The organism is Cyanobacteria bacterium GSL.Bin1, assembly GCA_009909085.1.
Classification (GTDB): domain Bacteria; phylum Cyanobacteriota; class Cyanobacteriia; order Cyanobacteriales; family Rubidibacteraceae; genus Halothece.
Map to the genome: position 1 here is coordinate 1 of JAAANX010000017.1, position 26,887 is coordinate 26,887.

The following is a 26,887-nucleotide window of genomic DNA, read 5'->3' on the forward strand; positions in this document are numbered from 1 at the left end:
GATATCTTTGATGCCAGAGATCTTTCCGAAGTTGTGTTTCGCAGTATGCGCGACTTAATGACGACAGAAGCAGCGGATCGTGTTTTTGAAGAACTCAAAGGAGAAAAGGCGGCAACCAGTGATGATCAATCTTTGCAAGATGATATCTCTGGTCTATGGAAAGATACAAACCCCATTGTTGCTTTTTTAAGCCGTCTGCGCCCGGTTTTAAATATTGATGATGAAACGTTTTTATTCCGGATTCGCCAAGAAGGTGGACTACAACGAGGCATTGAACCGGAAGTAGCGATTAACGCGGTTTTTTCGGCAACAAAAGATGAGTTATCCCAAGAACGAATTCAAGAAATTACTGAAGCATTACCGGGAAAAATTCGCCAGCTTTGGGAACAAGCATAATTAACTGTTCAGAACAATTATCATTGGTTTAGAAATTAAGAGAGAGGGAGTCGTGAGTACATTTGATTTTCTCTCTCTTTCGTGATTTATCTAGATTTACTCCTGTAGAGTCCATGATTGATTGTCATCATTGGCGATTGAATTCATTCCTGAATCACAAAACATAGCTAAGCTAGCTGATTCTCTAATACTTCAGCAAAGTCAAAAGTACCAATTGAAAAATAGAAAGGGATTGAACGATCGCGCGAAACGATGCTCTAAAATATGAAAATGCTGAAATCATCGAAGATAAGTCGCAGATCATGGCAAGTGCATCCCGATATAATCCCGCCGACATCGAAACGAAATGGCAACAATACTGGTTAGAAAGTGACGCTGATCAAACGCCGGAAGACCCCAACCAACCGAAATTCTATGTGCTTTCCATGTTTCCTTATCCCTCGGGAAGCCTCCATATGGGTCACGTTCGGGTTTATACAATTACCGATGTGATAGCAAGATGGCGAAGGATGCAAGGGTATCGGGTTTTGCATCCCATGGGCTGGGATGCCTTTGGTTTACCCGCAGAAAATGCAGCCATTGACCGTGGCGTTCATCCCGCCCAATGGACGAATCAAAATATTCAGCAGATGAAACAACAACTCCAGCAATTGGGCTTATCCCTCGACTGGAGTCGGGAAGTGGCAACTTGTTCTCCCGACTACTATAAATGGACGCAATGGATTTTTCTCCAGTTTTTCCAAGCCGGACTTGCCTATCAAAAAGAGTCCGCTGTAAATTGGGACCCCATTGACCAAACGGTTCTTGCGAATGAACAAGTGGATGGCGAAGGACGGTCGTGGCGCAGTGGTGCGAAAGTCGAACGGAAACTGCTCAAACAGTGGTTCCTGAAAATTACTGCTTATGCTGAAGAACTGCTTAACGATTTAGAAAAACTGTCTGGCTGGCCCGATCGCGTTAAACTCATGCAAGAAAATTGGATCGGCAAATCTGTTGGGGCATATCTCGAATTTCCTGTCGTTGAGAGAGAAGATAAAATCGGGGTCTTCACCACCCGCCCTGATACGATTTATGGGGTCACTTATGTGGTTCTTGCACCGGAACATCCTCTCACCCCGCAAGTGACGACAGCAGACCAAAAAGACGCGGTAGAAGCTTTTATTCAAGAAGTTAGTAGCGAAAGCGAACTGGAACGCACTGCCGAAGATAAACCGAAACGCGGTATTCCCACGGGTGGAAAAGCAATTAATCCTTTTACTGGTGAAGAAATTCCAATCTTAATCGCTGATTATGTCCTCTATGAATATGGAACCGGTGCTGTCATGGGTGTTCCTGCCCACGATGCCCGCGATTTTCAGTTTGCCACCCAGAATCAACTGCCGATCAAACAGGTGATTGTTCCAGAAGGCGAAGACGCCAGTGAGACATTAGAAAATGCCTATACCGAAGCGGGAACGATGATCAATTCTGGTCAGTTTGATCGCCTAAATTCTGTTGAAGGAAAACAAGCTATCATCGACTATGCCGAACAACAAGGCTGGGGGAAAGCGAGAATTCAATATCGCTTGCGTGATTGGTTAATTTCCCGTCAACGCTATTGGGGCGCACCGATTCCCATTATCCATTGTCCCAGTTGTGGGGCAGTTCCCGTTCCCGATGAAGATTTACCGGTTGAACTCCCAGAAAATGTCGAATTTACTGGACGTGGCGGATCTCCTCTCACGCAACTGGAAAGCTGGTTAAATGTCCCTTGTCCTTCTTGTGGGGAACCGGCAAAACGCGAAACCGATACCATGGACACCTTCATTGACTCCTCGTGGTATTTTCTCCGCTACACTGATGCCAACAATAGCGAGGAAGCCTTTAACAAAGAAAAAGTCAATGACTGGATGCCCGTGGATCAATATGTAGGAGGGATTGAACACGCCATCCTGCACTTATTATACTCTCGTTTCTTTACGAAAGTTTTGCGAGACAGAGGACTCTTAAACTGTGATGAACCCTTCCAACGGTTACTTACTCAGGGCATGGTCCAGGCAATTACCTACAAAAACCCTAAAACTGGCAAATATATCCCACTCCAACAGGTTAATGCAGAGGATCCGAAAGACCCCAATACGGGTGATGAGCTTTCTGTATTCTACGAGAAGATGTCGAAGTCGAAATATAACGGCGTAGATCCCTTGGAAGTTTTGGATAAATATGGCGCGGATACGGCGCGGATGTTTATCCTCTTCAAAGCCCCACCCGAAAAAGATTTGGAATGGGATAGTGCCGATGTCGAAGGACAATTTCGCTTCCTCAATAAAGTCTGGCGCTTGGTAATGGAGTTTGTCGATCGCGCTTCCGAAATCCAACCCAAAAATAACGGCGATCTCTCGAAAGAGGAAAAAGACTTACGCCGTGCGATTCATACCGCCATCAAATCGATTTCTGAAGACTTAGAAGGAGATTATCAGTTTAATACTGCAGTTTCCGAATTGATGAAGCTTAATAATGCGCTGAATGAAGCAAAATGCCAGGATTCTCCCATTTATAAAGAAGGAATTGAAGCCTTAGTAAAATTACTTGCCCCCTTTGCTCCCCATCTTACAGAAGAACTCTGGCACGCTTTAGGAAATCAAGAGTCCGTTCATCATCAACCCTGGTTAGAAGCGGATCCCGACGCCTTAACGGTTGATGAGATTAATCTCGTGATTCAAATTAAAGGCAAAACCCGCGGCACCATTCCCGTACCGGCTAATGCCAGTCGGGAACAATTGGAAACCTATGCCCGAGAGTCCGATGCAGCCCAGCGGTATCTGGAAGGAAAAGAGGTGAAAAAAGTGATTGTCGTTCCGGGTAAATTAGTTAATTTTGTGGTTTAAAGCGTTGAACTATTGCTGATGGGAGGAATAACCACTCCTTCCATCAAAACCTTTTCCGGATTCGCATCAAAATGACTGGAATAGCTTGCCTATAATTAAAGGTAAAAGCAGGAAGTTCTAGGAAAAATGTCTCAACTCACGCTCAATTTAGACTCAGTCATTGAATTAAGTCGGGAGCAATTTTATCAAATTTGTCAGGATAATCCGGACTTAAAATTAGAACGGACTGCAACTGGAAATTTAGTGATTATGTCGCCAACTGGTGGAGAAACAGGACGTAAAAATGCCAGTTTAATTGTACAAGTTGGGCTATGGAACGAACAAACACAATTAGGAGAAGTTTTTGATTCTTCCACCGGGTTTAGTCTTCCCAATGGGGCTGACCGTTCCCCTGATGTGGCATGGCTTGAAAAGTCGCGCTGGGAAGCTTTATCGCCACAACAAAAAGAGAAATTTATTCCCCTTTGTCCTGATTTCGTGATTGAACTGCTATCTCCAACAGACAATTTAAAGCACGTGCAAGCCAAAATGCAAGAATACGTAGCAAATGGCTGTCAGCTTGGTTGGTTAATTAATCAAAAACAGAAAACAGTTGAAGTTTATCGTCCGAGGAAAGAAACAGAAATTCTGAATGCACCCGCTTCCCTATCCGGAGAAAATGTTTTACCAAATTTCACTTTAAATTTAAGGAAAGTTTGGTCTTCGTTTCATTAGAAATCGTTTATAAAATACTAAAAATTAATGAGGTAATAACTGATCGCTGTTAAACTGTAGTCTATAAGCTACAGTGAATTATGGAAACCCAAAAAAAACTATTCTTACCTATGTCAAAGCCAACGGCAGCGCACCTTTTAACGATTGGTTAGAAAACCTCAAAAATAGAAAAGCCCGTGCCATAGTTCGGACGAGAATTAACCGCCTTCGATTGGGTAACTTGGGTGATTGTAAATCTGTAGGAGAGGGAGTAAGCGAACTGAGAATCAAGTTTGGTGCTGGCTATCGAGTTTATTTTGGACAAGAAGGAAATACTATCATCATTTTGTTATCTGGTGGTGATAAAAATAGTCAGGATCAAAATATCAAAAAAGCCAAGCAATATTGGCAAGATTACAAGAGGCGTAGCAATGACTAGAACTAGAAGTTATAAAGACGATTTATTAAAAGCTTTAACCAACCCCATTGAAGCCAGAGAATATCTCAATGCAGCTTTAGAAGACGAAAACCCAGAAGTTTTTTTACTGGCACTCAGAGATGTAGTAGAAGCTAACAGCACCATGAGCGAACTAGAACAAGCTACTAACCGCAATCGCGAGAGTTTATCCAAAACCCTCTCCGAAAAAGGCAATCCTCAACTCAATAATATTCGCAGTATTCTCAGTAATTTAGGTTTTAAATTAACTGTAGATACTAAAAATTAGGGAGGAGAAAACATATTACAGTTGCTAAAACCCATCGTCGAAATAGTTCGACAATAATGCAATAGTTGCTATTCTTTCCTTGGTAGTCCTGCATAGGAATGGTCAATGGAAGCTGGAAATCCCGCAATGCTGTTACCAATATCATTACAATGCACTACTACCAGAATTATGAGGAACTGGCTCTTCTAGAGTAAGTATGGCAAATTAGCAACAAAAGCTCCAATGTAACAGCACTCTTCTTCTAAAATTATCGAAAATTTTATCGGCTCTCCTAGACTAGATATACTAATTTATACATTGATAGCAGCTCAATCCCTAGTCAATTCAGGGGATGCAATGAAACAAAAATCAAATTTTAGAAAAATTTGATTTTTACAATTCCGTAAAGCTTACCATGCAAGCTTTTTGGGCGTTATTTGCTATTATTTTTCCATAACCACCCTAGGAGAGCCATTTTATCCTCCGATTCTTATTAAATTGTCATAGCTAATCTAGAAGAGCCATGATTTGTTGGGTACTGACGTTTTACTTTTGAGTATTTTGATTCTGTTATTTGTGTTAAAAAAATAAACGATTTCCTCTCTCCACATCAAACCAATGTAGAGAGTGTTTGGGAAGGGCAAGCTCTACTTCCTCTCGATCCCAAGTTTGATCAATCGGAATCAGACTCCGTAACTGTTTTTCTCCTGCCCCTTCGACTTCTACCGTTAAGAGTTGTTCTTTCCCCAAATCTTCCACCAAAATGACTTTCCCTTTGACGATGTGTTGATCGCCATCGGTGGCAAGGCGGACATCTTCCGGGCGAATGCCAAGGATAATTTGCGAAGGAATTTCAGTTAAACCAGGGAGGGTAATCCCAAAATTTCCGAACATCGCTTGTTGTCCTTTACAGTTGAGAGTAATCAGGTTCATTTGCGGACTCCCCATAAAGCCAGCAACAAAGCTATTGGCGGGATAATTATAAATTTGATAGGGGGTATCCAATTGTTGCAATACACCATCATAGAGGAGGGCAATGCGAGTGGAAAGGGTCATTGCCTCAGTTTGGTCGTGCGTTACGTAAACCACTGGCTTATTCTGGGACTTAAAAATTTGTTTGAGTTCTGCACGAACTTGTTCCCGCAACAATGCATCCAAGTTACTCAGCGGTTCATCCAGTAAAAACACTTCCGGTTCGCGCACCAAAGCCCGTGCTACTGCAACCCGCTGCCGTTGTCCGCCTGAAAGCTGACCGGGTTTACGTTCTAGTAACGATTCCTCTAAATCTAACTTTTGGACAACTTGATTAATCCGTTGTTCAATTTCACTGGTTGGAGTTTTACGAATTTTAAGGGGAGAGGCAATATTTTCCGCTACCGTCATGTGGGGGTATAGGGCGTAACTTTGAAACACCATTGCCACATTTCTTTCACCAGGCGGAACACTATTAACAGTATTGCCATTAATCACAATTTGCCCTTTGGTTGGTTCTTCTAAACCCGCGATTAAGCGTAAGGTGGTTGATTTACCACAGCCCGAGGGACCAACAAAGGTAAGAAATTCCCCATCATCTACATCAACGGATAATTCTTTAATGGGAACAGTTTTGGAATTGTATTCTTTACGGAGGTTTTGCAGTTGTAGTTTTGCCATTATTGTTTGTTCCTTATTATTGCCTTAAACGATGAACTAATTATTAATTTTTAATTGGTAATTGGTTTACCCCTTGACAGCACCAGCAGTGAGTCCTTGGACAATGCGACGTTGGAAGAATAAAACGAGGAGAACCAGGGGAAGCGTACCCGCAACCGTTGCCGCGGCAATGGGACCATAAGGAATTTCAAAAATGGATGATCCGCCAATTTGAGCTGTTGCCACGGGGATTGTTTTCATACTTTCTTCCGTGACAAAGGTTAAGGCAAAGATAAATTCATTCCAAGCAAAAATAAAGGCAAGAATTCCCGTTGTCACTAAAGCAGGAACGGTCATGGGTAAGACAATTCGCACTAACATTTGGACCGTATTATAGCCATCGACTTTTGCTGAATCTTCTAAGTCTTTCGGCAATTGTTGGAAAAACGTTCTTAAAACGAGAATAGTTAAGGGTAAGTTCTTGCCGGCATAGGGAATAATTAAAGCAAGATAGTTATTGCCTAAATTGAGCGCTTTGACCACTTCAAATAAGCCTAAAAACAGTAAAACATAGGGGAAAAGCGTCACAATCAGTACGATCGCGACTAAAACTTTCTCGCCGGGAATCCGTAGTCTCGCCAAAGCATAAGCCGCGGGGGCACCAGTGACTAACGCGATTAAAGTCGCCGTTGCCGCAACAAATAAACTATTAAAAATATAGAGGAGAAAGGGACGACGACTGAATAAATTCATGTAGTGATCAAAGGTCAGTTGATCCAGACGGGGTAAATAAACATTGGGAACTGTGGCAATCGCCTCGTTAATTTTGAAAGAGGTTAAGACTTGCCATAAGGCAGGGGCAAGACAGAAAACGGCAACAAAAATAATGCCGACAACAAGGGCGATCTTGCGGTTGGGAAGTTTGGGTTTGGGCGAGGTAGCGGTCGTCGTTGCTGTCTGTTTTTGCGCGATCGTCATGTTTTATTGTTCTCCTGTGACATTCACATCCGTTTTAGACAAAATGAATGCTGCAATTGCAACAGCAATAATTAAAATCAAAAACGTAATGACAATTAAGGCTGCACCGTAACCAAAGTCTAAATAGCGCATGACGGTGTCATAAATATACAAAGAAACCGTTTCTGTGGAACCCGCCGGTCCGCCGCCAGTCATCACGGTCACTAACTCGAAAATGCCAAAAGCTTGAGCGAAGCGAAATAATAAGGCAATAATCATCTGTGGAGCGATTAAGGGTAGCGTAATAGTGAAAAAGTTCTGTACTGGATTGGCCCCATCTAGAGAATGGGCTTCGTATAAGTCTTGGGGAATTGCTTGTAACCCCGCTAAAAGAATTACGGCAATAAATGGGGTGGTTTTCCAAACATCGGCCAGAATCAGAGCAAACATGGCACGAGTGGGATCCCCCAGCCAGGTAATGCCAGAATCAATCACACCAACACCTCTGAGAAGGTCATTGACCACACCATATTGGTCGTTAAAAATCCATGCCCAGGCTAAGCCCATCACTGCCGTGGGTAACGCCCAAGGTAAGATACCAACCGTTCTCAAAATACCGCGACCGCGAAATTTTTGGTCGAGAACGAGGGCAACAGCAATGCCTAAGAGTAACTCTAACAGCAGAGAGAAAAAGGTAAAAATAGTCGTATTGCCGATACTATTCCAAAACCGACCATCCCCGAACATCCGAGCATAGTTTTCTAACCCCGTAAAAATGGGTTCGAGTTGAGTGCCTAAGTTTTCGGTAAATAAACTCAACCAGAAGGCGCGTCCAATGGGATAGGCAAAGACTAAAATCAGGATAATTAAGGCGGGTAAAGAGAGTAACCAACCGGTGAGTTGGTCTCGCTGTCGAATAGAATTCAGTTTCATACTTGTCTTACTGAGAACGCTTCAATAGGGTACGGGTTTCTCTCGCTGCTGCATTCATCGCCGCTTCTGCAGACATGGTTCCAGAAATGGCAGCACTGAGATAGCGTTGTAGAATATCGGAGGCTTGGGAATATTGCGCGATCGGGGGACGTAAAACCGCGTTTTCAATGACATTTAAGAGTTCCGGTAAATAAGTATATTTTTCCACTAATTCAGGATCATCAAAGAGGTCTCGCCGACTGGGAACATATCCCGTTTGTAGCGCATATTTTTTCTGGGTTTCCGCGCGACTGAAATATTCCACGACTCGCCAGGCAGCATCTGGATGATCGGTACTTTGAGCAATTCCCATTCCCCATCCTCCTTGACAGGCACCACTCTTACTACCAGCGGCGTGTGGCATCGGTTTAATGGTAAATTGCCCTGCAATCTCTGATTCTGAGGCTAAACCATAAACATAGGGCCAGTTTCTTAAAAATGCAGTCTCACCGTTTTGGAATAAGCGTCGCGTGGGTTCCTCGCTATAAGTGGTAACACCAGGAGGGGAAACCCCTTCTTCAATGGTGTTTCGCAGAAAGTTTACGGCTTCTATGGCTTTGGGTTGGTCTAAGCCTACTTCGAGGGTATCGGGGTTAACCCAAAATGCATCAAATCCTTCTAGGATTTCCACAAACATTGCAGATAGCCCTTCATACTGTTTCCCTTGCCAGGTATAGCCCCACGACGTGTAATCTTGTTCTTGTAGCGCTTTAGAAATTTCTATTAATTCTGCAAATGTATCTGGTGGTTCATAACCCGCTTCTTGAAGCCAATCCGTGCGATAGTACAACATCCCAGCATCTGAACGAAAGGGCATCCGATAAAGTCCATCTTCATATCTGCCGCCGTTCACATCGCCGTCTAAAAACTCATCTAATTCTTCTTGAGACACGCGATTGGATAAATCTTTTAACCACCCGGCTGCTGCAAACTTGGGCGTCCAGACAATATCCATATAAACCAAATCATAAGGAGAATCTCCCAGTAAAAAAGCGGACGTATAAAGGTCTTCAACTTGGTTAGTATCATTGGGCGCTTCAACCACTTCGAGCCGAATATCAGGATTTTCTTCGTTAAAGTCTTCGACAATGGGTTCTAATTGTGCTGCTTCTAAGGCTTGAATCAGTACTTTCACGTTTGTCGGTTGTTGACTTTTCACGACCGTGACGAGCAACGGAATCGAAATGACGGTTGCTAGAAAAATGATCAAAGGTTGGAGTTTTTTTCGATTTTGAATGAATCGAAAGAATGATTTTAAGTAGTTTTTGATTGGGAACATAATCTATTAGTGAAAAAACATTTGCTAACGCTAGTAATAAATGCTTATCCCACTAAATAAAATCGCTTTGCCCATGTATTTTAGAGCAAACTATTGGCAGAAATCACATTAATTTTAAGAAAAGTCACAATTATGGAACTTTTTCTCAAAATCTACCTTAAGCCAGGCGACAAATCAAAAAATATTCTTTTACGATACGGGACTACTCAAAATAAAAACTAGAGTTGATTGTAGAATTCTCTCACGTTCCAAAAATACGCTTTGTCTACGTTCTCTTGAGACATCTTTACGTTATTGAGTAACATCCAAAAGTTAGGAAGAACAAATAACTTAATGACTAATGACTAATGACTAAATCCCGAATCGGCTTTTCAATTAAACATTGCCAATGACAAGTGTAGAGATTCGGTTTTTGCACCCCCACACTAGCCAGAGCGGGAGCAGCGGGAAAGGGCCAAACGCGATCAAAAATCAAGGTATCGTCTTGAAAGCCAAATTGAAGTAAATAGACGCCGGGTTGAGCAGAAAGGGCATGAAGAAGTTGATAGCCAACGTGATATAAAGATTGGCGCTTATCATCAGGAAAATCAATCGGTTGTTGGAAAGAGTTAGGCAGTTGTGTTTCTCCAATCACTTCGCCATACAGGGGCCCCTTGGCGGTAAAAACAATCGGTAGCCAATAGCTGCCATGCCAAATTTTTCTAAACTTATTTCCCGTTCGTAAGTTTAAGTTTTCTTCTACCCATTTACGAGTTCCTTTAATATCGCGGCAGGTTTGGAATAATTTTGCTCTGGGAAACTTAAATTGAGGCGGCAGTTCAATGGTTAAAGGGCAACAAATCCAATCGGGGTCGTTGGGATCATACCAATTCACTTGATGGAGAAGTTGATGCGCCGCAATCATTTTGACCACGGCTGGGCGGTTAGTGTAGGCAAGGGGCTGTGTGCGGAATTCATTTCCGTCCTCACTAAAGCTCCGGCCTGAAAGCCCTGCACCGGACTTTAAGTCCGGTGTAGCGCTGACTACTGTTTCTTCTGTAGTTTCACTAACAATCGCATCTTTTAAGGCGGCTGCCATCCGCTGGGTAGCTGGAGAAGTCGAAAGGACGGTCCCTTGGTTGGACACCTGTTGAGCGTTAATAATAATTAGAACTTTATACATTCCCGTGACGTGATTAGACAATTAGTGAGAATATGAGAAATCAGAAATAAACCCCAATTCATTTTCGACGCGTTTTGATTGCCAATACTGCGGCGACTGTGAGGGTCGAATTGAGTTGCAAATACCACGCTTAACCACTAGGACGATTGGTCGGTTTGTTGGATGTTGGGCAAGTCAATCTCGTGATCATGAGACGGACGATTTCTGACGGTTAAGCGATAAGTCAAAGTTTGAACTTGGGCTTGAAGCTGCTGATTTTCTCGTTGGAGTTGTTCAACTTTTTCTTTGACGGGTTTCATACGCTGGGAAAATTTTTGACGATAGAGCTCTGGTAAATCTTGTAACATTTTTTCCAATGTTTGATTTTTGTCCATCAAAGTCTTGATTTTACTTTGTAGGTGATAAATTTCTTGATCACGGGTAGAAATTTGCTTTTGATAAAATTGGACTTGTTCCTCAATCTCAGCAATTTGACTGTGTAAGTGTTCAAGTTGGGATTGATCAGATTCTGTATTAGATGGGAGAGAAGTCGCGTTTGAGTAGTCTTTTACCAACCGAAATAATTCGTGGGATAATTGATCGACAAGTTGATCCCGTAGTTGCAGTTCCCCTTGGAGGTGGGCAATTTCGGCTTGGAGAGTTTCGAGATGGGAAGGTTCGGCCTGACTCACGATTCTAGATTTAGGAGCTTGATTTTCAACAAAGTTGAGGTACAGATAACAGATAAAGACTTGTCAATTAATTTAGCATTTAGTCGAGAAACTTGAATAATCTTAGGTTCAGAAGAATGCAAAGACTGGGAACGATATTTGCTTTTTTGTTAATTGCCGCCGGCATGGTATTAATGGCGGTGATCTCTATTCAGAATATTACCGCGATTTCTCTACAATTTTTATTCTTTCGCTCTATAGAAATTCCCTTTGGGGTTCTTTTAGCATTTAGTTTCAGTTTTGGCTTAATTTTAGGTGCAATTGCCCCTTTGATCCAGCCAATTTTAAGCGGGGTTAGGCATCGTCGGGGATAGGATTAACGGTTGGCAGAGGATGGGAAAAATTCTCGGCCACAAGAGAATGCAGTGAAATTTCGATATACTGTGGAATGAAAATTTGATTGGGAGAAAGAAACTTTATGGAAATTGGACAAAAGGTAAAAGTGTTTCGGCTGCGCGATCGCGTCTCTAATGACATCGTGGACAAGCTGGGCAAAGTCGGCACCGTTCAAGAGTTTAAGATGACTGATGGCAGCGGAGTGGGGGCTGTCGTTACCTTCGATGATAATTCCAGCAGTTGGTTTTTTGAAGATGAACTCAAACCGATTGAGCAAGCCGTAACGAGCTAATTACAGATGATTTTAACTTTTCTCGGAAAGGGTGGTAGCGGTCGCAGCGCGATCGCGATCGCTGCCGCTCACCAACTTTCTCAAGAGGGGAAACGAGTGTTATTAACCACTCAAGACCCGACAACGGAGTTATTTTTAGAGACTCCTCTGAGCAGTGAACCCACAAGTATCTCAGGTCAGTTTTGGGCCGTTAATCTTGGGGCAACCGTTCTCTTAGAAAAAAGCTGGGAAGAAGTCAAGGCAGTAGAAGCCCAGTATCTTCGGTCTCCCTTACTCAAAGAGGTTTATGGGCAAGAACTTGCTGTTCTCCCGGGTATGGAACAAGCCCTCGCCCTCAACGCCCTGCGGGAATATTACGAAAGTGGACAATATGATGTCATCATTTTCGATGGTGCTGGCGATTTAAGTACCTTGCGCATGTTTGCCATTCCAGAACACCTAAGTTGGTACATCCGCCGTTTTCGTGACCTCTTTCTGGATTCTGATCTTGGGAAAGCCATCTCTCCTTTTATTCAGCCACTGAGTAGTGCCATTTTGAATGTCACTTGGACGGCAGAAGATTTAACTGATAATTCCACTGCTAATCAAGCCAATCAAATCCTGGAACGGGGGAAAAATGCGCTGAGTGAAAGGAAGGTTGCCGGATATCTGGTAACCGCCGATAATCCTTATGCCCTTAAAAGTGCCAAATTTCTCTGGGGAAGTGCCCAACAAAGCGGGCTAATTATTGCCGGTGTCTTACTCAATCAGGAGACCACAGTGAGAGAGGTGGTACAGGGAGAATTTTCTCCTTTACCTATAACCCCTTTACCGTCCATTCAACCGGGAGAATGGGAGACTCTGGGGAACGCTCTTCCCGATTTACTGGGGAATGTTGCTCAAGCCCCTCCTACCGTTGAAATTGATCGAAGTGAACGGACAGTCAAAGTCTTTTTGCCTGGGTTCGGCAAAAAACAAATTAAACTAACCCAACCGCAAACTCAACAGGAAATTACGATTGATGCGGGCGATCAGCGCCGAAATATCCAACTCCCGCCGCCTTTAAAGGGACAGCCGGTCAAAGGAGCAAAATTTTTGGATGACGGTCATCTCTTAGTTTCCTTTTAACCCCATTTGCCAAAGCTTTCTAGTTCCCTGTTTAGGGAACTAGACCGGAGTAGTTAGGGGAAATCAGTCAAAATATTAAGGAATGTTACAAAAATACCATCATTCTGTCTTAACAGCTTGACGGTAGAAAAAATTATCGCTAAAGTAGCTAGTAATACCCGGGTAAATAGAAATGAAAAGTATGTCAGATAAGCAAAAAGTTACGCTTTATCTTCCACCGGATGTTCACCGTAACCTTAAAATTAAAGCTGCCACGGGTGGCGAATCAATGTCAGGTTTAGTGGAGCAAGCGGTGCTCTTTTACCTCAATCACTCCGAAGTGGTTGCAGAATTAGAACAGCAAGAGTACGGTCAAACCTACCGGCTTTATGAGTGTCCTCAATGTGAGAGCGCGCTCATTATGCAAGAAGGAGAACTTGCTCCTCTTCAGACGCAACCATCGGTTCAAACGGAAGAGATTGCAACTGAACAAGTTAATCAACAGGTCAAAACTGCTGACCCCGATCATTCGCAAGATCAGGAACAACTGGTTCCCTGCTAGGTAAACCCTAACCGAGATGGCGAACTGCTCATTAAGGGAAGGACTGCATCAACGATAAGGTGAAAAGCCATGCGCGAAGAGCTCAGTGTATTAATTCAAGCTCAATATCCTCTAATCTACCTCGTTACTCCCGAGGAGGAGCGGGCTGAGCAAGCAATTTCAGATATTGCTGAACAAGCAAAATCGCGGTCAGTCTACGTGTGGACAGTGACCCACGGGATTGCCGAATATGGAAAATCGCAGCAGACTCCTCAGCGCAATACAGTTTCTCCAGAAGCAGCAATTGAATGGGTGGTTCGGCAGAAGGAAGCAGGGATCTATATATTTAAAGACTTACACCCGTTTATTGATTCTCCAGCAACAACCCGTTGGCTGCGAGACGCGATCGCGAGCTTCAAAGGCACAGATAAAATTATCGTTGTGATGTCGCCTGTACAACAGGTTCCCATTGAGTTAGAAAAGGAAGTTGTTGTCCTTGACTACCCTCTACCCGATTTGGCGGAATTAGATCAGGTGTTGACCAAGCAGTTGGAGCGAACCAAGCAAGGTCGCCTCGATAATACGGTTCGCGAAAAATTATTGCGGGCTACTCTTGGTCTCACTCGTGACGAAGCGGAGAAAGTTTACCGTAAGGTCTATGTGACAGCCCAGCGCTTTAGTGAATCAGAAGTAGATGTGGTGCTTTCGGAGAAAAAGCAACTGATCCGCCGGAACGGTATTCTCGAGTTTTTAGAGGAAGATGAGACCTTAGACAATATTGGTGGCTTGGAAGAACTCAAGCGTTGGTTAAGATTACGCTCGGAAGCTTTTACCAAAAAGGCAAGAGATTATGGCCTGCCGCAACCTAAAGGAATGCTAATCCTTGGTGTACCCGGTTGTGGTAAATCATTGACCGCAAAAACAACCTCTCGCCTTTGGGGACTGCCCCTCTTGCGTCTAGATATGGGTCGTATTTATGACGGCTCAACCGTTGGTCGCTCAGAAGCAAATCTCCGTAATGCTCTAAAAACTGCAGAATCCATCTCCCCAGCCATTCTGTTTATTGATGAATTAGACAAAGCCTTCTCTGGCAGTGCCGGTTCATCTGACTCTGATGGCGGAACATCTAGCCGTATCTTTGGGTCTTTCCTAACGTGGATGCAGGAAAAAGAGTCGCCTGTGTTTGTCATGGCAACAGCCAACCGGGTTGAGCGCTTGCCAGGAGAGTTTCTACGGAAAGGACGGTTTGATGAAATCTTTTTCGTTGATTTACCGAATACCCAAGAGCGAAGCGACATCTTCCGCATTCACCTCCAAAAACGACGTTCCGACATTTCTCGCTTCGATTTGGAACAGTTAGCCAATTTATCTGAAGGATTTTCCGGGGCAGAAATTGAGCAAGCACTAGTCGCTGCAATGTATGATGCTTTTGCTCAAGAGCGGGAATTCACGCAGCTTGATATTATTGCTGCATTGAAATCAACGCTTCCCTTGTCCCGAACGATGACAGAGCAGGTCAATGCACTACGAGAATGGGCGCATCAACGCGCCAGACCTGCATCATCCTCCGTCGCCGAGTATCAGCGACTGGAGTTTTAACAGGCTTTCTCTCCTGGAGCCAACAGGAGGAAAGGCTAGCAACTTCGCTAGCAGTTCAAAAGCTAAGATCGTAAACTATCTTAACATAGTTCGATCACGTATGTCAAAATCAGTTAACGTTTATTTCTCAATCCATTTAGGAGGAAATCACAATGTCCCATTTTAGCACTCTCCGCACCAAGATCAGCAACGCAGAAATTCTCAAAGCATCTTTAAGCGACCTCGGCTTAACGGTTAAAGCCAATGCTGACGTTCGTGGCTACAACGGTCAACGTCTTCGCGCTGACATTGTCGCGCAACTAGAAGGCGAATATGATCTAGGTTGGTCTGAAAACAGCGATGGCACTTATGATCTCATTGCTGACCTCTGGGGTGTTGCTAAAAAGCATAACCAAACTGAGTTAATTAACTCCATTAACCAAAAATATGCAGTTAATAAAACCCTCGCAGAAGCGAAGCAACGTGGTCTTGAAAATGCCAATGTTAAGTTAGTCGTTCAGTAGAAGTATCCTAACTCGGTATCGGCGTTTTCTAAAAACGTCTTTACTGCGCGTTCCCAAGCTGCAACGGGTTAACCATTTCGGTTGACCCTTTTTTAATTGATCATTAGTTGTTAGTCATTCGTCATTAGTGATTTGGTTGATTGGTGGGACAAGTGAAAGCACAATGATTGCGGAGCAGTTGATTGCACATGCCTATCGTTGTCTGGTGAGTGTAACGACAGAGGCAGCGATCGCGCTGTATCCTCAATCTGATCGAATTACGGTGAAAGTTGGGGCTTTGTCCCCAGAGGCAATGAGAGAATTGATTCAACACTATGGGATCACAAAAATCATCGACGCTTCACATCCTTATGCAGTTGCCGTTTCCCAAAACGCGATCGCGTTAGCCGCTCAATTCAATCTTCCCTATTTACGCTACGAACGCCCGATCTTATCTTTAGAAAACAAATCTCACACTCGGATTGTAGATTGTCTAGAAACGCTCATTAATGGTAACTATCTGTACCAACAGCGGGTGTTACTAACCGTTGGCTATAAAGCCCTCCCTCTTTTTCAATCGTGGCATCAAAAGGCCCAACTCTTTGCTCGTATTCTACCGACGGTGACTTCTTTGGAACAAGCTTTAGCAGCAGGGTTTACTCATAAACAACTGATTGCCCTTCGTCCCCCGGTCAGTTATGACCTAGAAAAAGCCCTATGTCAACAGTGGGACATTTCCTTAATCGTTACGAAAGCTTCGGGACGTGCGGGTGGAGAAGCTACCAAACAAGTAGTTGCTCAAGCCCTCAATATTCCCTTAATTATTATTGACCGACCTCACCTTGCTTATCCCAAGAAAACCAGTACACTAGAAGACGTCGTCCACTTTTGTCAGGAATATGGCTGATCCCTTAACTCCTCAAATCAGCGATCGAATTTGTCAACACATGAATGAAGATCACCGTGATGCAGTCCTACTTTATGCCCAAACATTTGGCAAGATGCCTGAAGCGGAATCAGCAATTTTAAATTCGGTAGACACTGCTGGCATGGATTTATCCGCCACGGTTGGCGAAAGTTCCGTTCCAATCAGGATTCTTTTTGATCATCCCCTACAAGATTCAGAAGATGCTCACTATACCCTCATTGCAATGGTGAAACAAGCGAAACAAAGCTAGTGCAAGCTGCCAAAAATGAGTAACCAGCATTTTTCCTTTTGTCAAATCCCTTAAACTTCCACATAAATGGCTTAGCAAAAGTGCAGTTGAAGTAATCAATGGAATGTACAATTAATATCGAGCTTTTTAGCTGGTGGAAGTACAACATGAGAATGATACAAGTACAGTAACTGCTCACTGCTTGCTAATGACAGTCTATGATCGAAGTTAAAAATCTGAGTAAGTTTTTTGGGACTACCGCTGCAATCAAGGATGTTACGTTCTCCGTGCGAGAAGGTGAAATTTTAGGCTTTTTGGGTCCTAATGGCGCAGGAAAAACTACAACTATGCGCATTTTAGCGGGCTATATCCCGGCAAGCAGTGGCACTGCAAAAGTAGGGGAATACGAAGTCCATCGCGATTCCCTTGCTGTTCGGAAACGGATTGGCTATTTACCTGAACGTCCACCGTTGTACTTGGATATGACGGTGAAGGGGTTTTTAGAGTTTGTTACACAAATTAAAGGCGTTCCCCGTCGCCATCGCGCCAGGCAAGTGAAAAGTGCCATTGAACGGTGTTTTCTCGAAGAGAAAAGCAATACCCTCATTCGTAAACTCTCCAAAGGATACCGGCAACGAGTGGGAATTGCCCAAGCCATTGTTCATGATCCGCCAGTGATTATTCTCGATGAACCGACCATTGGACTGGATCCCCGGCAGATGATTGAGGTGCGAAACTTGATTAAAAGTCTGGCGGGTGACCATACCATTATTCTTTCAACGCATATCCTGTCCGAAGTCAACATGATCAGCGATCGCGTGAGCATCATTGCTAATGGTGTACTTGTCACAACAAATACTCCTGAGCATCTCATGACAGAGTTAGCAAAGGGAGGAGGGTATACCCTCACTGTTGCTGGCAATACCGAATTGGTTCAAGGGACCCTAAACGCTTTGCCCGAGGTTTCTTCTGTTCAAATTGCTCAATCAGAAAATCAAGAACGATCTCAAATTCAAGTGACTTGTCTACCTCATACCGAACCGGGCGATAAAATTGCCACAGTTGTTGTTAATTCCGGATTGCATCTTTACGAAATGCAACGAGATAAACCTACCCTAGAAGATGTTTTCCTAGAATTAACGGCTCAAGATCAACCGGCTACAACAACCCACTCAAAAGCCAAGACTTAAGATGATTCTTCTCAATAACCTCCTTGCCATTTTTCGTCGAGAGTTAAGCAGTTATTTTACCTCTCCTCTCGCCTATTTGATTACTGCGGTCTTTTGGTTGATCTCTGGGTTCTTTTTTGTTTCAATCTTGCTCGGACCGGAAGGTATTATCCAACAAGTGACCCAACGAGAAGAATTGGGAATTCCCGCCCCTCCTATTGATGTAGCCTATCAATTTCTCACCTACTACTTCAGTTTTTTAGGGTCATTAGTTCTGTTTATTCTCCCCGCCCTTTCGATGGGATTATACACTGAAGAGCGAAAGCGCGGTACTCTCGAACTGATTGCGACTTCTCCCATCACCAATTGGATTGTTGCCCTGGGAAAACTTTTGGGCGTTTTAGCTTTTTTTATTGTGATGATCATCCCTTTGTTAGGCTATGAAATTTATATCTTTAGTGCAGCCAGTCCCTCTGTTCCCCCAGCTGTTCCGTTACTCGCTCACGGAGCATTAATTTTATTAGCAGCCTCGATTCTGTCTTTAGGAATGTTTATCTCTTCTTTAACTGACAATACCGTTTTTGCTGCAATTATTACCTTTGCTGTCGTCTTATTCTTATGGGTAACTGACTTGATTGCCAATCGGGTTAGTGGACCATTGGGAGACGCCTTAGAACATATCTCTCTAATTTCTAATTATGAAACTTTAGTACAAGGCCTGTTAGATACGAGTAGTCTCGTTGTTTTTGCCAGCTACATTGTCTTAGGGCTATTTCTTACTGCTCAGTCAATTGCCGTCTTCCGTGGTGACAACTCATAAGTTGGCACAACAAAATGGTTCTGTAATCTCTTGAATTTACAGAGCTATTTAATAATTTTAACAATCCCTTACTTCTGTCAATGAAATTTAAGGTTAGATTCGAAAAAAACTTATCGTTTGCCTTCCTTAAAAGCGAGACAGTAAAGGCATAGAGATCCTAGAATGTGTGGAGACTTAACATTCCATAACAATTTAAGGATTTTGTTCTATGACCGCCGCTGAGCTAGATCCCCCAACTCAACTTTCATCAGAGGTAACTCTTGAAGAACAACTTACGACGTCTACTTATGATCAGGATACGATAAGAGACATCGAAGATGAGAAGGAGCTTAACGAAATTTTACAAATGGCTCCTGATCCAATCGTCAAAAGCTTGCGAGTGAAATTACAAATTGGTTTTGCCTTTCTCACGTTTATTCTCATTGGCGCCAACGATGCTGTCATCGGTATTCTACTCCCCCGTTGGGGCAGTTACTATCATGTGGATAAAACCACACTCAGCTGTGCTTTTCTCGCGGGTTCAGTTGGTTATCTCATTGCTGCTTTAAACAGTAGCTTTCTCTCCCGAAAGTTAGGTAATGTCAAATTTCTCTTACTGGGAAAAATCAGTTTTCTCGGTGGAATATTAATTTTTTGCTTGCAGCCGCCCCTTTATATTTTGCTTGGTGTGCCTTTGCTACTCGGCTTTGGAGCAGCCATTCTCGAAGCAGCTTTAAATGCTCATTTAGCAAAGTTTCCTAATAAAACGGCTCTCCTCAACTATCTTCATGCATTCTATGGTGTAGGTGCCTTACTGAGTCCTTTTATCGCCTCTCAACTTTTAGCAGCTGAATTCAGTTGGAATGTTATCTATTTAGGGTTTGCTGCCATTAGTATTTCTCTGTTAATGAGTATTCGGGGAATTTTTACCCAAGCAGATCAGGGAAAAATTGAAACTCAAACCAATGCTGATCATACTCCCTCAGAAAGCCCGCTAAAATATCGGTTTGTCTGGTTATTTGCTTTCTTTTTACTCTTCTATGCTGGTACAGAAATCAGTTTAGGTCATTGGAGTTACAGTTTTCTCACTGAGTATCGCCATGAAAATAGTGAGTTAGCCGGTTGGCTGGTGAGTGGTTATTGGTTAGGGCTAACTGTCGGGCGAGTTGCCATTGCACCACTGGCGCATAAGTTAGGTAGTAAATGTATCATCAATACCTGTTTGATTGGTGTAGTCTGTGGACTATTGATCTTTAATTTAATCACCTTGAGCCTGACCAGTGGCTTTGGTTTATTACTAACTGGATTTTGCCTCGGTCCCATTTTACCGACCGGCTTTGCCTTTCTCTCTGGTATGGTTCCTGCTCATCTGCTCATGGGATCCATTAGCTTTATTGCGAGTTTGAGCAGTTTAGGAAAAGCACTTTTCCCTTGGCTTGCTGGAAACGTTGCCGAAGGTTTAGGACTCGAAATGTTTCTACCTTATGTCATTATCTTAGCAGTAGCGATGGTTGCTTGCTGGGTTGTGGTTCTTACTCGATCTCAGACGCAAACTACAGTTCAAGCTGCGACCCACTCGGTTCATTAAATCATGTTTATCTCCAAAGCAAAAATCACCTTTTCACTCGGTGAAGGGGATTTTTGCTTCTTTACAGCGTTTTTTAGCAATACCATATCAATTGATGAATCGGCTGGGTTACACAGTTCTTAACCCAACCGAGAAGATTATTCAGACGAACAAAGACTGACCTTCAATCATGAAGCAGGAATCTTTACTTCGTCATTGCTTCAATCTCTTGTGCCATCTGGGTTACTTCTTCTGCACTAAAGACAGGTTGAGAGGGTGGCATAATCGTTGGCCAAGCCGCAGAAATCTCTCCCACCATCGTTGATAATTTTGCGTATCCTTCTGGATTCATTTGCACCATTTCTTCAGCGCTGTTGTAAAGTAACTCTCGCGCTGTGGCAACAAAGCCTCTCCCATCTTGATACTCAGGAATATCGGTAAATGTTTCTCCTTGCAAGGCAATTTTATACTCTGCCGCTGCCGTAGAAATAAGTGTCGAAATCACTTGTCCTAAAAACTCGGGTGACTGACGCTCACTAGTCGGAACAACATTTTCCGCTTCAGTAAGGACTCCCATTGTTTCTTCATAAGCTTGTTTAATTTCTGTTTCTGAAGCACCACTGGCTGCTAGTTCACTGAGGCGGGTGAGAGCTTCATCAACGGGGCGATAAAGTCCTTTTTCTTCTAGACTCGGAGAAAGGGAACTTAAAATTTCCTCGGCTGGATGGTCAAGGTGAGTTTGTGCCATTTCTCCTTCACCGCGCATATACAACTCAAGTCCAGCGATTAGATGACCTTTCATTAAGCGAATATTCGTCATATAGTCGGCATTGGTGCCAACTTCACCACCTTCCCCGCCTCCACTGGCTTCGCCGCCTTCACTAGCTTCACCACCTTCACTAGCTTCGCCGCCTTCACTAGCTTCGCCGCCTTCACTAGCTTCGCCGCCTTCACTAGCTTCGCCGCCTTCACTGGCTTCACCGCCTTCACCGCCTTCACCGCCTTCGCCACCTTCACCGCCTTCGCCACCTTCACCGCCTTCACCACCGTAAGGATCATAGGGGGTAAAGCCTTCGCCACCTTCACTTTCTTCACTATTCTGAGCAATAAATTGGGTCATTTCTTCAGTCGAGGAAGAAGAAACTGCTTCTGTAGCATGACCCGGCGCAGTGACAGCACAAGTTCCCGCTAAAACATAGGCCCCAATACCAACCCAGAGTTTAATTTTTTGGTTCATTATTATATCTCCTTAATTAAGAATAGTTTTCAAAAAGTTGATTGCTGAAAAATTATCGCATTTTAACTTTGCTTTGGCAAATTTATTGCATATCTTTCTCAAAGAACGAGAGGGCCACAAAAGGAAGCGGAATTAGAGAATTAGAATCAAGTTATGACTTCATTAACAATTCTCGGACTTGATCCAGGGCTAGCAACTTTGGGGTTTGGTTGCTTTAAAGCTGCAAAAATGACAACATCAGTGGTCACAGGAAGTAAGAAACTTAGGGACAATTATTGTTACAGTGATCACTCAGTGCAACTCGTTGACTTTGGTGTAATTGAAACTCCTGCTAAGCAAGCTTTGGAAAAGCGATTAGCAACCATTTATGAAGACTTACAGAGTGTGATTGCTGAATTCAAACCGGATCTGGTTGCCATTGAAAAGTTATTTTTCTACCGGATGGGAAACACCATTGCTGTTGCCCAAGCCAGAGGTGTCATTTTATTGGTCATTGGACAAAATGAGATTCCCTATTTGGAATATAGTCCCCCGGAAATCAAACAAACGCTCACTGGCTACGGCAAAGCAGACAAACAAGAAGTGCAAACTGCCATTACTCGCGAATTCAATCTCTCTTCTCCGCCTCAACCGGATGATGCAGCAGATGCCTTAGCGGTTGCTCTCACTGCTTGGTATCATTATTAGGAATTCAATTTCTAATTCTAGAAAGGATCACATCACATGGATTATGAAAATAAGCAGTTAGTTATTAATAAATGTTGAGATCAGTTGAATTTTTGCTGAAAATCCTCCTCGTTCTTCTCGTCGTTTTCTCTGCTGGGAAAGAATTGTTGCCTTATCAATTTCTGTTACAGCAATCAGCGCATCGATAACTTCGTATAAATCAGCGAGTTCTTGCACTAATTCTTCGGGAGAAGCGGTTGCTGCTTCTGTTGCTTCTTCAATGAGTTTTTGACGTAGCGCTTTTTGATATTCGTGATCAGAGAGAATTGTTGTTTCACACTGATTGCCTGAGTTTTTAATAATTTCAGGAATTTGATCGCGCACCAGTTTATAATATTGTTTTTCCATTAACTTTCGCAGTCACTTTGTATATCCACCTCTAAGGTAGTTTCATCAACACTGATATAGAGAACATTGGGATTGCAGCAAACTTGACAATCTTCAACATAACTTTGTTGGCTGCCAGCACTAATATCAATAAATGTCGGATTGGTTTCGCCACAAAAGGCACAAATAAATTCAGCACTATTTTCCATGATAGATTTTTGATCAGATTTAAGATAGATTAATAGTTAGACTCAACTAACTGAAAGTGAGTGGTATCTCTATCTTTTGAGAGAAATATAACGAAAAGTCACTAAATTTTAGCAGCTGACCGAACAGACAAATACGGCTTTTACACCAAAGTTAAATCTTTCTATTCTTAACATTTTGTTACGCTATAAGTAATTGCATGAGAAAGCAAGGAATCAACAATGAATAATAATATCCGTGTCGGTAATCTATTTGGAATTCCCTTTTATGTCAACCCTTCTTGGTTTCTAGTGCTAACGCTAGTTACCTGGGTTTATGGCAGCCAATTACAAAACTTTCCCCAGCTAGCAGGGATTGCACCTTGGTTATTGGGATTAGCAGCAGCGCTACTCCTTTTTTCTTCAGTTTTAGCGCACGAATTAGGACATAGCTTCGTTGCGATTCAACAAGGCATTAAGGTTAATTCGATTACGCTGTTTATTTTTGGCGGATTGGCCAGTTTAGAAGAAGAGTCTAAAAGTCCGGGAGACGCCTTCCTCGTCGCGATCGCGGGACCGGTTGTCAGCCTTATCTTATTTGGTGTATTCACATTTGTTAACCTTTCCGTTCCTCTCTCTGAACCGTTAACAGCAGTGGTCGGATTACTCGCTACGGTTAATCTCATCCTTGCCCTATTTAACATGATTCCAGGCTTACCGCTTGATGGGGGTAACGTCTTGAAATCAATTGTTTGGAAAATCACCGGCAATCAATATCGCGGTATTTTTATCGCTAGCATCGTCGGTCAGTTTCTTGGCTGGATTGCGATTATTTTAGGTGTCTTTTCTGTCTTTGGAATCACAGAATTTGGTAGCATCTGGACAGCATTAATTGGCTTTTTCTTACTACAAAATGCGGGTCGTTCTGCCCAATCAGCAACCCTGCAAGATAAGCTAAGTCGATTCACCGCTGAGGAAGCAGTGAGTCAAAATAGCCCAGTTGTTTCTGCTGATTTAACTTTACGCGAGTTTGTGAATGAATATGTTATTGGCAAAGGCGAATGGCGTAAATTTCTCGTTACCGATGAAGAAGGAAAATTAATTGGTCAACTCAACGTTGATGACCTAAAAATTATTTCTACTTCGGAATGGAATCAACGAACCGTTCGCGAGTTAGCAAAATCTCAGGACGTTGATTCAGTGAAGCCGAAACAATCATTGTTAGAAGTCGTGATGATGTTTGAAAAGAACAAGCAAAATGAAGTTGCAGTCATCGGCGACAATGGCGTTGTCTTTGGATTAATCGAAAAGTCTGGAATTGCTAAATTTCTAGAAGAACGTCAAGAAGACCTAAAAGCGGCTTAGCATGAGTGTGCTCTTATGATGCTATAGTGATTGATTTAAGTTGGGCTCTGTCTGTATGAACCCAACTTATTTGCTGGAGCTGTTCTTTGACACTTCCATAATAGTTTTAGGAATAACGAGATATCACTATGAAGATCCGCTTCGATCCAAACAAACATCAGGGTGCTAAAGCCAAAGCAGATGAGCAATCCGATCGCGCGAGCAGTGAGGGGATGATCGCCGGTAATCATTGCTGGACGAATTCCCGCTTGCCGACATTGAGCAACTGCCGTTTTTTATTGATAAACACTAAAACCAGACGCGATCGCGCTCTCGCCATCAACAACTGCATGATACATCTCCAACTCAATAAAGTTGTGAGGAAACGGCATTGCAAAAGCACTGGCTTGATTTAAGCGTTCCAGTTGCTCGGAATCGAGAGTAAAATCTAATGCTCCTAAATTATCTTCTAAGTGGGAAAGTTTCCGCACCCCAATAATCGGAAGCGGTTGACTGGGTTGTTGCAAAAGCCAGTTTAATGCCACTTGACTCGGCGAACGACCGATATCATTCGCAATGCTTTTCACCACATCTGCAATTTGCAAACTCCGTTCATTAAGTTGGCCAACGGCTTGGGTTAAACCTTTTCGTTCTGAACCGTCTTTCGCAGTACTTGGACTCTCTAAATCCTCACGAGTATATTTTCCCGATAAAATTCCCCCTGCTAAGGGCGACCAAGCCAAGGGAACAATATTATGCTGCCAAGCCATCGGTAACAAATCAGCTTCTGAAGTCCGTTCTACGAGATTGTAATGCACCTGAATCGCAGAAACAGCCGTCCATCCTCTCAGTTGCGCGATCGCGTTTCCCTCGGAAACCACCCAAGCCGGGGTATCGGAAAGTCCAATCTGTAAAATTTTGCCCTGACGGACTAAATCATCCAAAGCGCGCATCACTTCTTCAATTGGGCTGCGGTAGTCCCAAGCATGAAGCCAATACAAATCAATGTAGTCTGTATTCAGTCGTTGCAGGCTATCTTCGATCGCTCGGATTAAACTGCGACGATGATTCCCGCCGGCATTAGGATTGGTGGGATCAGTGTTGAGGGAATATTTTGTCGCTAAAACAACGCGATCACGCCGTCCTTGCAGTAATTCTCCTAAAAAACGCTCACTGCTGCCATTGGTATAAACATTTGCCGTATCAATGAAATTGCCACCGCGATCGGCATACAAATCAAGGATTCGACGACATTCTTCTAAATCGGTTCCCCATCCCCAATCGGTACCAAATGTCATCGTACCCAAGCACATTGGCGACACTCGCAATCCTGAGTTTCCCAGCAAGCGATAGTGATTGAGTTGCGTTAAGGGCTGGTTCATTGCCGATCCCTCCTGATTGTCTGAACATGGATTGTTCTGAGTATAGCGAGAGTCGGTTTATAATTCAAATCAATAGTATAAATAGAGTTTATTTATTCAATGAATTTACGAACATTTGACCTGAATCTCTTGGTGGTACTTCAGGCTCTGCTCATCGAGCGAAGTGTTTCAAAAACTGCCGAGCGATTAAATCTCAGCCAACCCGCAACCAGTGCTGCCCTGAACCGTCTCCGAACAGCCTTGGATGATCCGATTTTAGTAAGAGAGGGGTTACGAATGGTACCAACGCCCCGCGCTGAGGAGTTAGTAGAGCCGATTCAAGCCATTCTCGCCGAAATTGAACAGACCATTGCCACGCCAACATCTTTCGATCCCAGTACAGCCCAGCGCACCTTTCGCATTGCCACGAACGATTATGGGTCATTTGTTTTAATTCCTCATTTCATGAAACGTTTACACGCGATCGCGCCTCAGGTTGATATTGAAATTTTAGAGATCGGTCACCCACCAGAAACCTTCTTGCAAGAAGCCAAAATTGATCTAGCCTTAGCCGATGCTTGGACGCTGAGAGAGTGTCAATGTACAGAGACCCTTTTCCCAGAAACCTTTACTTGTCTAGTACGAGAAAACCATCCCCGCATTCAAAGCGAACTGACGCTCGAACACTATCTTCAAGAAAATCATGCACTGCTTTCCAGTCGCGGGCGTGTCACAGGTAATGTCGATCTTGCCTTAACCCCACACCGCTTAGAACGCCATGTTCAGATTACCTTGCCTCACATTTTGGCGATTCCAGCAGTAGTTGCATCCACCGAGTTAGTGGTCACCTTGGCAACAAGAGTCGCGACTCGTCTTGCCTCGGACTATGCTCTTAAAACCTTTCCGCCGCCAGTCTTTTTAGACTCCTTTAATATTGCAATAGCTTGGCAAAAACGGATGAATGCTGACCCGGCTCTACAATGGTTGCGCCGTGAATTCATCGCAATTGGAAACTTTGTTTAAGTAAGAACTTAGATTTTTCCCTTCACTGACTGGCGATTTCACAGCCCAATTTCTTATTGAGATCCTAATGATTACGAAAATATTGTGACGATTATAGAAATTCTGCTTGTCAGTGCTTGTTGTATAATAACTTTACTGATTCAGTATCGTTCTTGAGTTGCCAAGTTTGTGGGAACTTCCCTCAAAGCGTCCCATCAGTTGAGAGGCTTTGATTTTCGCGATCACAGAAGTCTTCTCACTTGAAACGATGTTTTTCAAATAAGGCAAGTTTAACCGTTCATGTA

Annotated in this window: 28 protein-coding genes and 1 pseudogene; 19 read left to right on the plus strand and 10 right to left on the minus strand. The window is 43.3% G+C overall.

The genetic code is table 11. The features are described from left to right. The 5 genes from GVY04_00540 to GVY04_00560 all read left to right on the plus strand — a co-directional run. Positions 1-396: DUF2267 domain-containing protein (locus tag GVY04_00540; protein NBD14663.1), on the plus strand; the 396-nt coding region annotated here is incomplete at its 5' end. Positions 397-698: 302 nt separating this feature from the next. Further along, entirely contained in the window at positions 699-3,263 is a 2,565-nt protein-coding gene (leuS, locus tag GVY04_00545; protein ID NBD14664.1) for a leucine--tRNA ligase, read from the plus strand. A gap of 126 nt (positions 3,264-3,389) precedes the next feature. Beyond that, positions 3,390-3,977: a Uma2 family endonuclease gene (locus GVY04_00550; protein ID NBD14665.1), complete on the plus strand. Its 588-nt coding sequence runs from the start codon at positions 3,390-3,392 to the stop codon at positions 3,975-3,977. A 73-nt stretch (positions 3,978-4,050) separates the two neighbouring features. After that, complete coding sequence (locus GVY04_00555) at positions 4,051-4,395, plus strand: type II toxin-antitoxin system RelE/ParE family toxin (GenBank protein ID NBD14666.1); 345 nt, start codon at positions 4,051-4,053, stop codon at positions 4,393-4,395. Then, on the plus strand, positions 4,388-4,681 hold the full coding sequence (locus GVY04_00560; protein ID NBD14667.1) for a putative addiction module antidote protein: 294 nt from the start codon (positions 4,388-4,390) through the stop codon (positions 4,679-4,681). The genes GVY04_00555 and GVY04_00560 overlap by 8 nt, the downstream gene beginning before the upstream one ends. Positions 4,682-5,239: 558 nt before the next feature. On the opposite strand, the gene GVY04_00565 is transcribed toward GVY04_00560, so the two are convergent. The 6 genes and pseudogenes from GVY04_00565 to GVY04_00590 form a co-directional block, all read right to left on the minus strand. Further along, positions 5,240-6,313, minus strand: coding sequence for an ATP-binding cassette domain-containing protein (locus tag GVY04_00565; GenBank protein NBD14668.1), 1,074 nt, complete (start codon positions 6,311-6,313; stop codon positions 5,240-5,242). 66 nt (positions 6,314-6,379) lie between these two features. Further along, positions 6,380-7,270, minus strand: coding sequence for an ABC transporter permease subunit (locus GVY04_00570; GenBank protein ID NBD14669.1), 891 nt, complete (start codon positions 7,268-7,270; stop codon positions 6,380-6,382). 3 nt (positions 7,271-7,273) lie between these two features. Further along, positions 7,274-8,182, minus strand: a complete 909-nt coding sequence (locus GVY04_00575; GenBank protein NBD14670.1) for an ABC transporter permease subunit — start codon at positions 8,180-8,182, stop codon at positions 7,274-7,276. A gap of 7 nt (positions 8,183-8,189) precedes the next feature. Beyond that, complete coding sequence (locus GVY04_00580) at positions 8,190-9,500, minus strand: extracellular solute-binding protein (GenBank protein NBD14671.1); 1,311 nt, start codon at positions 9,498-9,500, stop codon at positions 8,190-8,192. Between the two features lie 337 nt (positions 9,501-9,837). Further along, positions 9,838-10,413: pseudogene (locus GVY04_00585) on the minus strand (hypothetical protein). A gap of 386 nt (positions 10,414-10,799) precedes the next feature. Next, a complete protein-coding gene (locus tag GVY04_00590; GenBank protein ID NBD14672.1) occupies positions 10,800-11,333 on the minus strand; it encodes a hypothetical protein in 534 nt (177 codons plus the stop codon). Between the two features lie 116 nt (positions 11,334-11,449). Here GVY04_00590 and GVY04_00595 point away from each other — a divergent pair, with 116 nt between their 5' ends. The 11 genes from GVY04_00595 to GVY04_00645 all read left to right on the plus strand — a co-directional run bounded on the left by GVY04_00595 (position 11,450) and on the right by GVY04_00645 (position 20,421). After that, complete coding sequence (locus GVY04_00595) at positions 11,450-11,686, plus strand: DUF1049 domain-containing protein (GenBank protein ID NBD14673.1); 237 nt, start codon at positions 11,450-11,452, stop codon at positions 11,684-11,686. Positions 11,687-11,790: 104 nt separating this feature from the next. Further along, on the plus strand, positions 11,791-12,000 hold the full coding sequence (locus GVY04_00600; protein ID NBD14674.1) for a DUF2862 domain-containing protein: 210 nt from the start codon (positions 11,791-11,793) through the stop codon (positions 11,998-12,000). 6 nt (positions 12,001-12,006) lie between these two features. After that, positions 12,007-13,107, plus strand: coding sequence for an ArsA family ATPase (locus GVY04_00605; protein NBD14675.1), 1,101 nt, complete (start codon positions 12,007-12,009; stop codon positions 13,105-13,107). 181 nt (positions 13,108-13,288) lie between these two features. Further along, positions 13,289-13,648 carry a hypothetical protein gene (locus tag GVY04_00610; protein ID NBD14676.1) on the plus strand — a complete coding sequence of 120 codons (360 nt, stop codon included), beginning with the start codon at positions 13,289-13,291 and terminating at the stop codon, positions 13,646-13,648. Positions 13,649-13,717: 69 nt separating this feature from the next. After that, complete coding sequence (locus tag GVY04_00615; protein ID NBD14677.1) at positions 13,718-15,226, plus strand: AAA family ATPase; 1,509 nt, start codon at positions 13,718-13,720, stop codon at positions 15,224-15,226. 152 nt (positions 15,227-15,378) lie between these two features. Continuing rightward, entirely contained in the window at positions 15,379-15,729 is a 351-nt protein-coding gene (locus GVY04_00620) for a DUF1257 domain-containing protein (GenBank protein NBD14678.1), read from the plus strand. Positions 15,730-15,856: 127 nt separating this feature from the next. After that, positions 15,857-16,615: a cobalt-precorrin-6A reductase gene (locus GVY04_00625; protein ID NBD14679.1), complete on the plus strand. Its 759-nt coding sequence runs from the start codon at positions 15,857-15,859 to the stop codon at positions 16,613-16,615. After that, positions 16,608-16,886 (plus strand): DUF2470 domain-containing protein, encoded by a 279-nt coding sequence (locus tag GVY04_00630; protein ID NBD14680.1) that lies wholly within the window; start codon positions 16,608-16,610, stop codon positions 16,884-16,886. The genes GVY04_00625 and GVY04_00630 overlap by 8 nt, the downstream gene beginning before the upstream one ends. 197 nt (positions 16,887-17,083) lie before the next feature. Continuing rightward, positions 17,084-18,055: an ATP-binding cassette domain-containing protein gene (locus GVY04_00635; protein ID NBD14681.1), complete on the plus strand. Its 972-nt coding sequence runs from the start codon at positions 17,084-17,086 to the stop codon at positions 18,053-18,055. A gap of 1 nt (position 18,056) precedes the next feature. Continuing rightward, on the plus strand, positions 18,057-18,854 hold the full coding sequence (locus GVY04_00640) for an ABC transporter permease subunit (GenBank protein ID NBD14682.1): 798 nt from the start codon (positions 18,057-18,059) through the stop codon (positions 18,852-18,854). A gap of 208 nt (positions 18,855-19,062) precedes the next feature. After that, the gene (locus GVY04_00645; protein ID NBD14683.1) at positions 19,063-20,421 is read left to right on the plus strand and encodes an MFS transporter; all 1,359 of its coding nucleotides are present in this window, start codon (positions 19,063-19,065) and stop codon (positions 20,419-20,421) included. 184 nt (positions 20,422-20,605) lie between these two features. Here the strand turns inward: GVY04_00645 and GVY04_00650 are convergent, their stop codons facing one another. After that, positions 20,606-21,637, minus strand: coding sequence for a hypothetical protein (locus tag GVY04_00650; protein NBD14684.1), 1,032 nt, complete (start codon positions 21,635-21,637; stop codon positions 20,606-20,608). 153 nt (positions 21,638-21,790) lie between these two features. On the opposite strand from GVY04_00650, the gene ruvC reads away from it, so the two are divergent. After that, a complete protein-coding gene (gene ruvC / locus GVY04_00655; GenBank protein ID NBD14685.1) occupies positions 21,791-22,324 on the plus strand; it encodes a crossover junction endodeoxyribonuclease RuvC in 534 nt (177 codons plus the stop codon). A 57-nt stretch (positions 22,325-22,381) separates the two neighbouring features. Here the strand turns inward: ruvC and GVY04_00660 are convergent, their stop codons facing one another. Then, positions 22,382-22,711: a nucleotide pyrophosphohydrolase gene (locus GVY04_00660; GenBank protein ID NBD14686.1), complete on the minus strand. Its 330-nt coding sequence runs from the start codon at positions 22,709-22,711 to the stop codon at positions 22,382-22,384. Then, positions 22,711-22,899 (minus strand): CPXCG motif-containing cysteine-rich protein, encoded by a 189-nt coding sequence (locus GVY04_00665; protein NBD14687.1) that lies wholly within the window; start codon positions 22,897-22,899, stop codon positions 22,711-22,713. The genes GVY04_00660 and GVY04_00665 overlap by 1 nt, the downstream gene beginning before the upstream one ends. Positions 22,900-23,118: 219 nt before the next feature. On the opposite strand from GVY04_00665, the gene GVY04_00670 reads away from it, so the two are divergent. Further along, positions 23,119-24,240, plus strand: a complete 1,122-nt coding sequence (locus GVY04_00670) for a site-2 protease family protein (protein ID NBD14688.1) — start codon at positions 23,119-23,121, stop codon at positions 24,238-24,240. Between the two features lie 275 nt (positions 24,241-24,515). On the opposite strand, the gene GVY04_00675 is transcribed toward GVY04_00670, so the two are convergent. After that, entirely contained in the window at positions 24,516-25,601 is a 1,086-nt protein-coding gene (locus tag GVY04_00675; GenBank protein ID NBD14689.1) for an aldo/keto reductase, read from the minus strand. 99 nt (positions 25,602-25,700) lie between these two features. Here GVY04_00675 and GVY04_00680 point away from each other — a divergent pair, with 99 nt between their 5' ends. Continuing rightward, a complete protein-coding gene (locus tag GVY04_00680; GenBank protein ID NBD14690.1) occupies positions 25,701-26,603 on the plus strand; it encodes a LysR family transcriptional regulator in 903 nt (300 codons plus the stop codon). The last annotated feature ends 284 nt before the right edge of the window (positions 26,604-26,887 follow it).

Excerpts from the sequence above, each read along its gene's own strand:
- leuS (NBD14664.1), top strand. The coding sequence starts at position 699 with ATGGCAAGTGCATCCCGATATAATCCCGCCGACATCGAAACGAAATGG.
- GVY04_00550 (NBD14665.1), top strand. The coding sequence starts at position 3,390 with ATGTCTCAACTCACGCTCAATTTAGACTCAGTCATTGAATTAAGTCGG.
- GVY04_00560 (NBD14667.1), top strand. The coding sequence starts at position 4,388 with ATGACTAGAACTAGAAGTTATAAAGACGATTTATTAAAAGCTTTAACC.
- GVY04_00565 (NBD14668.1), bottom strand. The coding sequence starts at position 6,313 with ATGGCAAAACTACAACTGCAAAACCTCCGTAAAGAATACAATTCCAAA.
- GVY04_00570 (NBD14669.1), bottom strand. The coding sequence starts at position 7,270 with ATGACGATCGCGCAAAAACAGACAGCAACGACGACCGCTACCTCGCCC.
- GVY04_00575 (NBD14670.1), bottom strand. The coding sequence starts at position 8,182 with ATGAAACTGAATTCTATTCGACAGCGAGACCAACTCACCGGTTGGTTA.
- GVY04_00580 (NBD14671.1), bottom strand. The coding sequence starts at position 9,500 with ATGTTCCCAATCAAAAACTACTTAAAATCATTCTTTCGATTCATTCAA.
- GVY04_00595 (NBD14673.1), top strand. The coding sequence starts at position 11,450 with ATGCAAAGACTGGGAACGATATTTGCTTTTTTGTTAATTGCCGCCGGC.
- GVY04_00600 (NBD14674.1), top strand. The coding sequence starts at position 11,791 with ATGGAAATTGGACAAAAGGTAAAAGTGTTTCGGCTGCGCGATCGCGTC.
- GVY04_00605 (NBD14675.1), top strand. The coding sequence starts at position 12,007 with ATGATTTTAACTTTTCTCGGAAAGGGTGGTAGCGGTCGCAGCGCGATC.
- GVY04_00610 (NBD14676.1), top strand. The coding sequence starts at position 13,289 with ATGTCAGATAAGCAAAAAGTTACGCTTTATCTTCCACCGGATGTTCAC.
- GVY04_00615 (NBD14677.1), top strand. The coding sequence starts at position 13,718 with ATGCGCGAAGAGCTCAGTGTATTAATTCAAGCTCAATATCCTCTAATC.
- GVY04_00620 (NBD14678.1), top strand. The coding sequence starts at position 15,379 with ATGTCCCATTTTAGCACTCTCCGCACCAAGATCAGCAACGCAGAAATT.
- GVY04_00630 (NBD14680.1), top strand. The coding sequence starts at position 16,608 with ATGGCTGATCCCTTAACTCCTCAAATCAGCGATCGAATTTGTCAACAC.
- GVY04_00635 (NBD14681.1), top strand. The coding sequence starts at position 17,084 with ATGATCGAAGTTAAAAATCTGAGTAAGTTTTTTGGGACTACCGCTGCA.
- GVY04_00640 (NBD14682.1), top strand. The coding sequence starts at position 18,057 with ATGATTCTTCTCAATAACCTCCTTGCCATTTTTCGTCGAGAGTTAAGC.
- GVY04_00645 (NBD14683.1), top strand. The coding sequence starts at position 19,063 with ATGACCGCCGCTGAGCTAGATCCCCCAACTCAACTTTCATCAGAGGTA.
- GVY04_00650 (NBD14684.1), bottom strand. The coding sequence starts at position 21,637 with ATGAACCAAAAAATTAAACTCTGGGTTGGTATTGGGGCCTATGTTTTA.
- ruvC (NBD14685.1), top strand. The coding sequence starts at position 21,791 with ATGACTTCATTAACAATTCTCGGACTTGATCCAGGGCTAGCAACTTTG.
- GVY04_00660 (NBD14686.1), bottom strand. The coding sequence starts at position 22,711 with ATGGAAAAACAATATTATAAACTGGTGCGCGATCAAATTCCTGAAATT.
- GVY04_00665 (NBD14687.1), bottom strand. The coding sequence starts at position 22,899 with ATGGAAAATAGTGCTGAATTTATTTGTGCCTTTTGTGGCGAAACCAAT.
- GVY04_00670 (NBD14688.1), top strand. The coding sequence starts at position 23,119 with ATGAATAATAATATCCGTGTCGGTAATCTATTTGGAATTCCCTTTTAT.
- GVY04_00675 (NBD14689.1), bottom strand. The coding sequence starts at position 25,601 with ATGAACCAGCCCTTAACGCAACTCAATCACTATCGCTTGCTGGGAAAC.
- GVY04_00680 (NBD14690.1), top strand. The coding sequence starts at position 25,701 with ATGAATTTACGAACATTTGACCTGAATCTCTTGGTGGTACTTCAGGCT.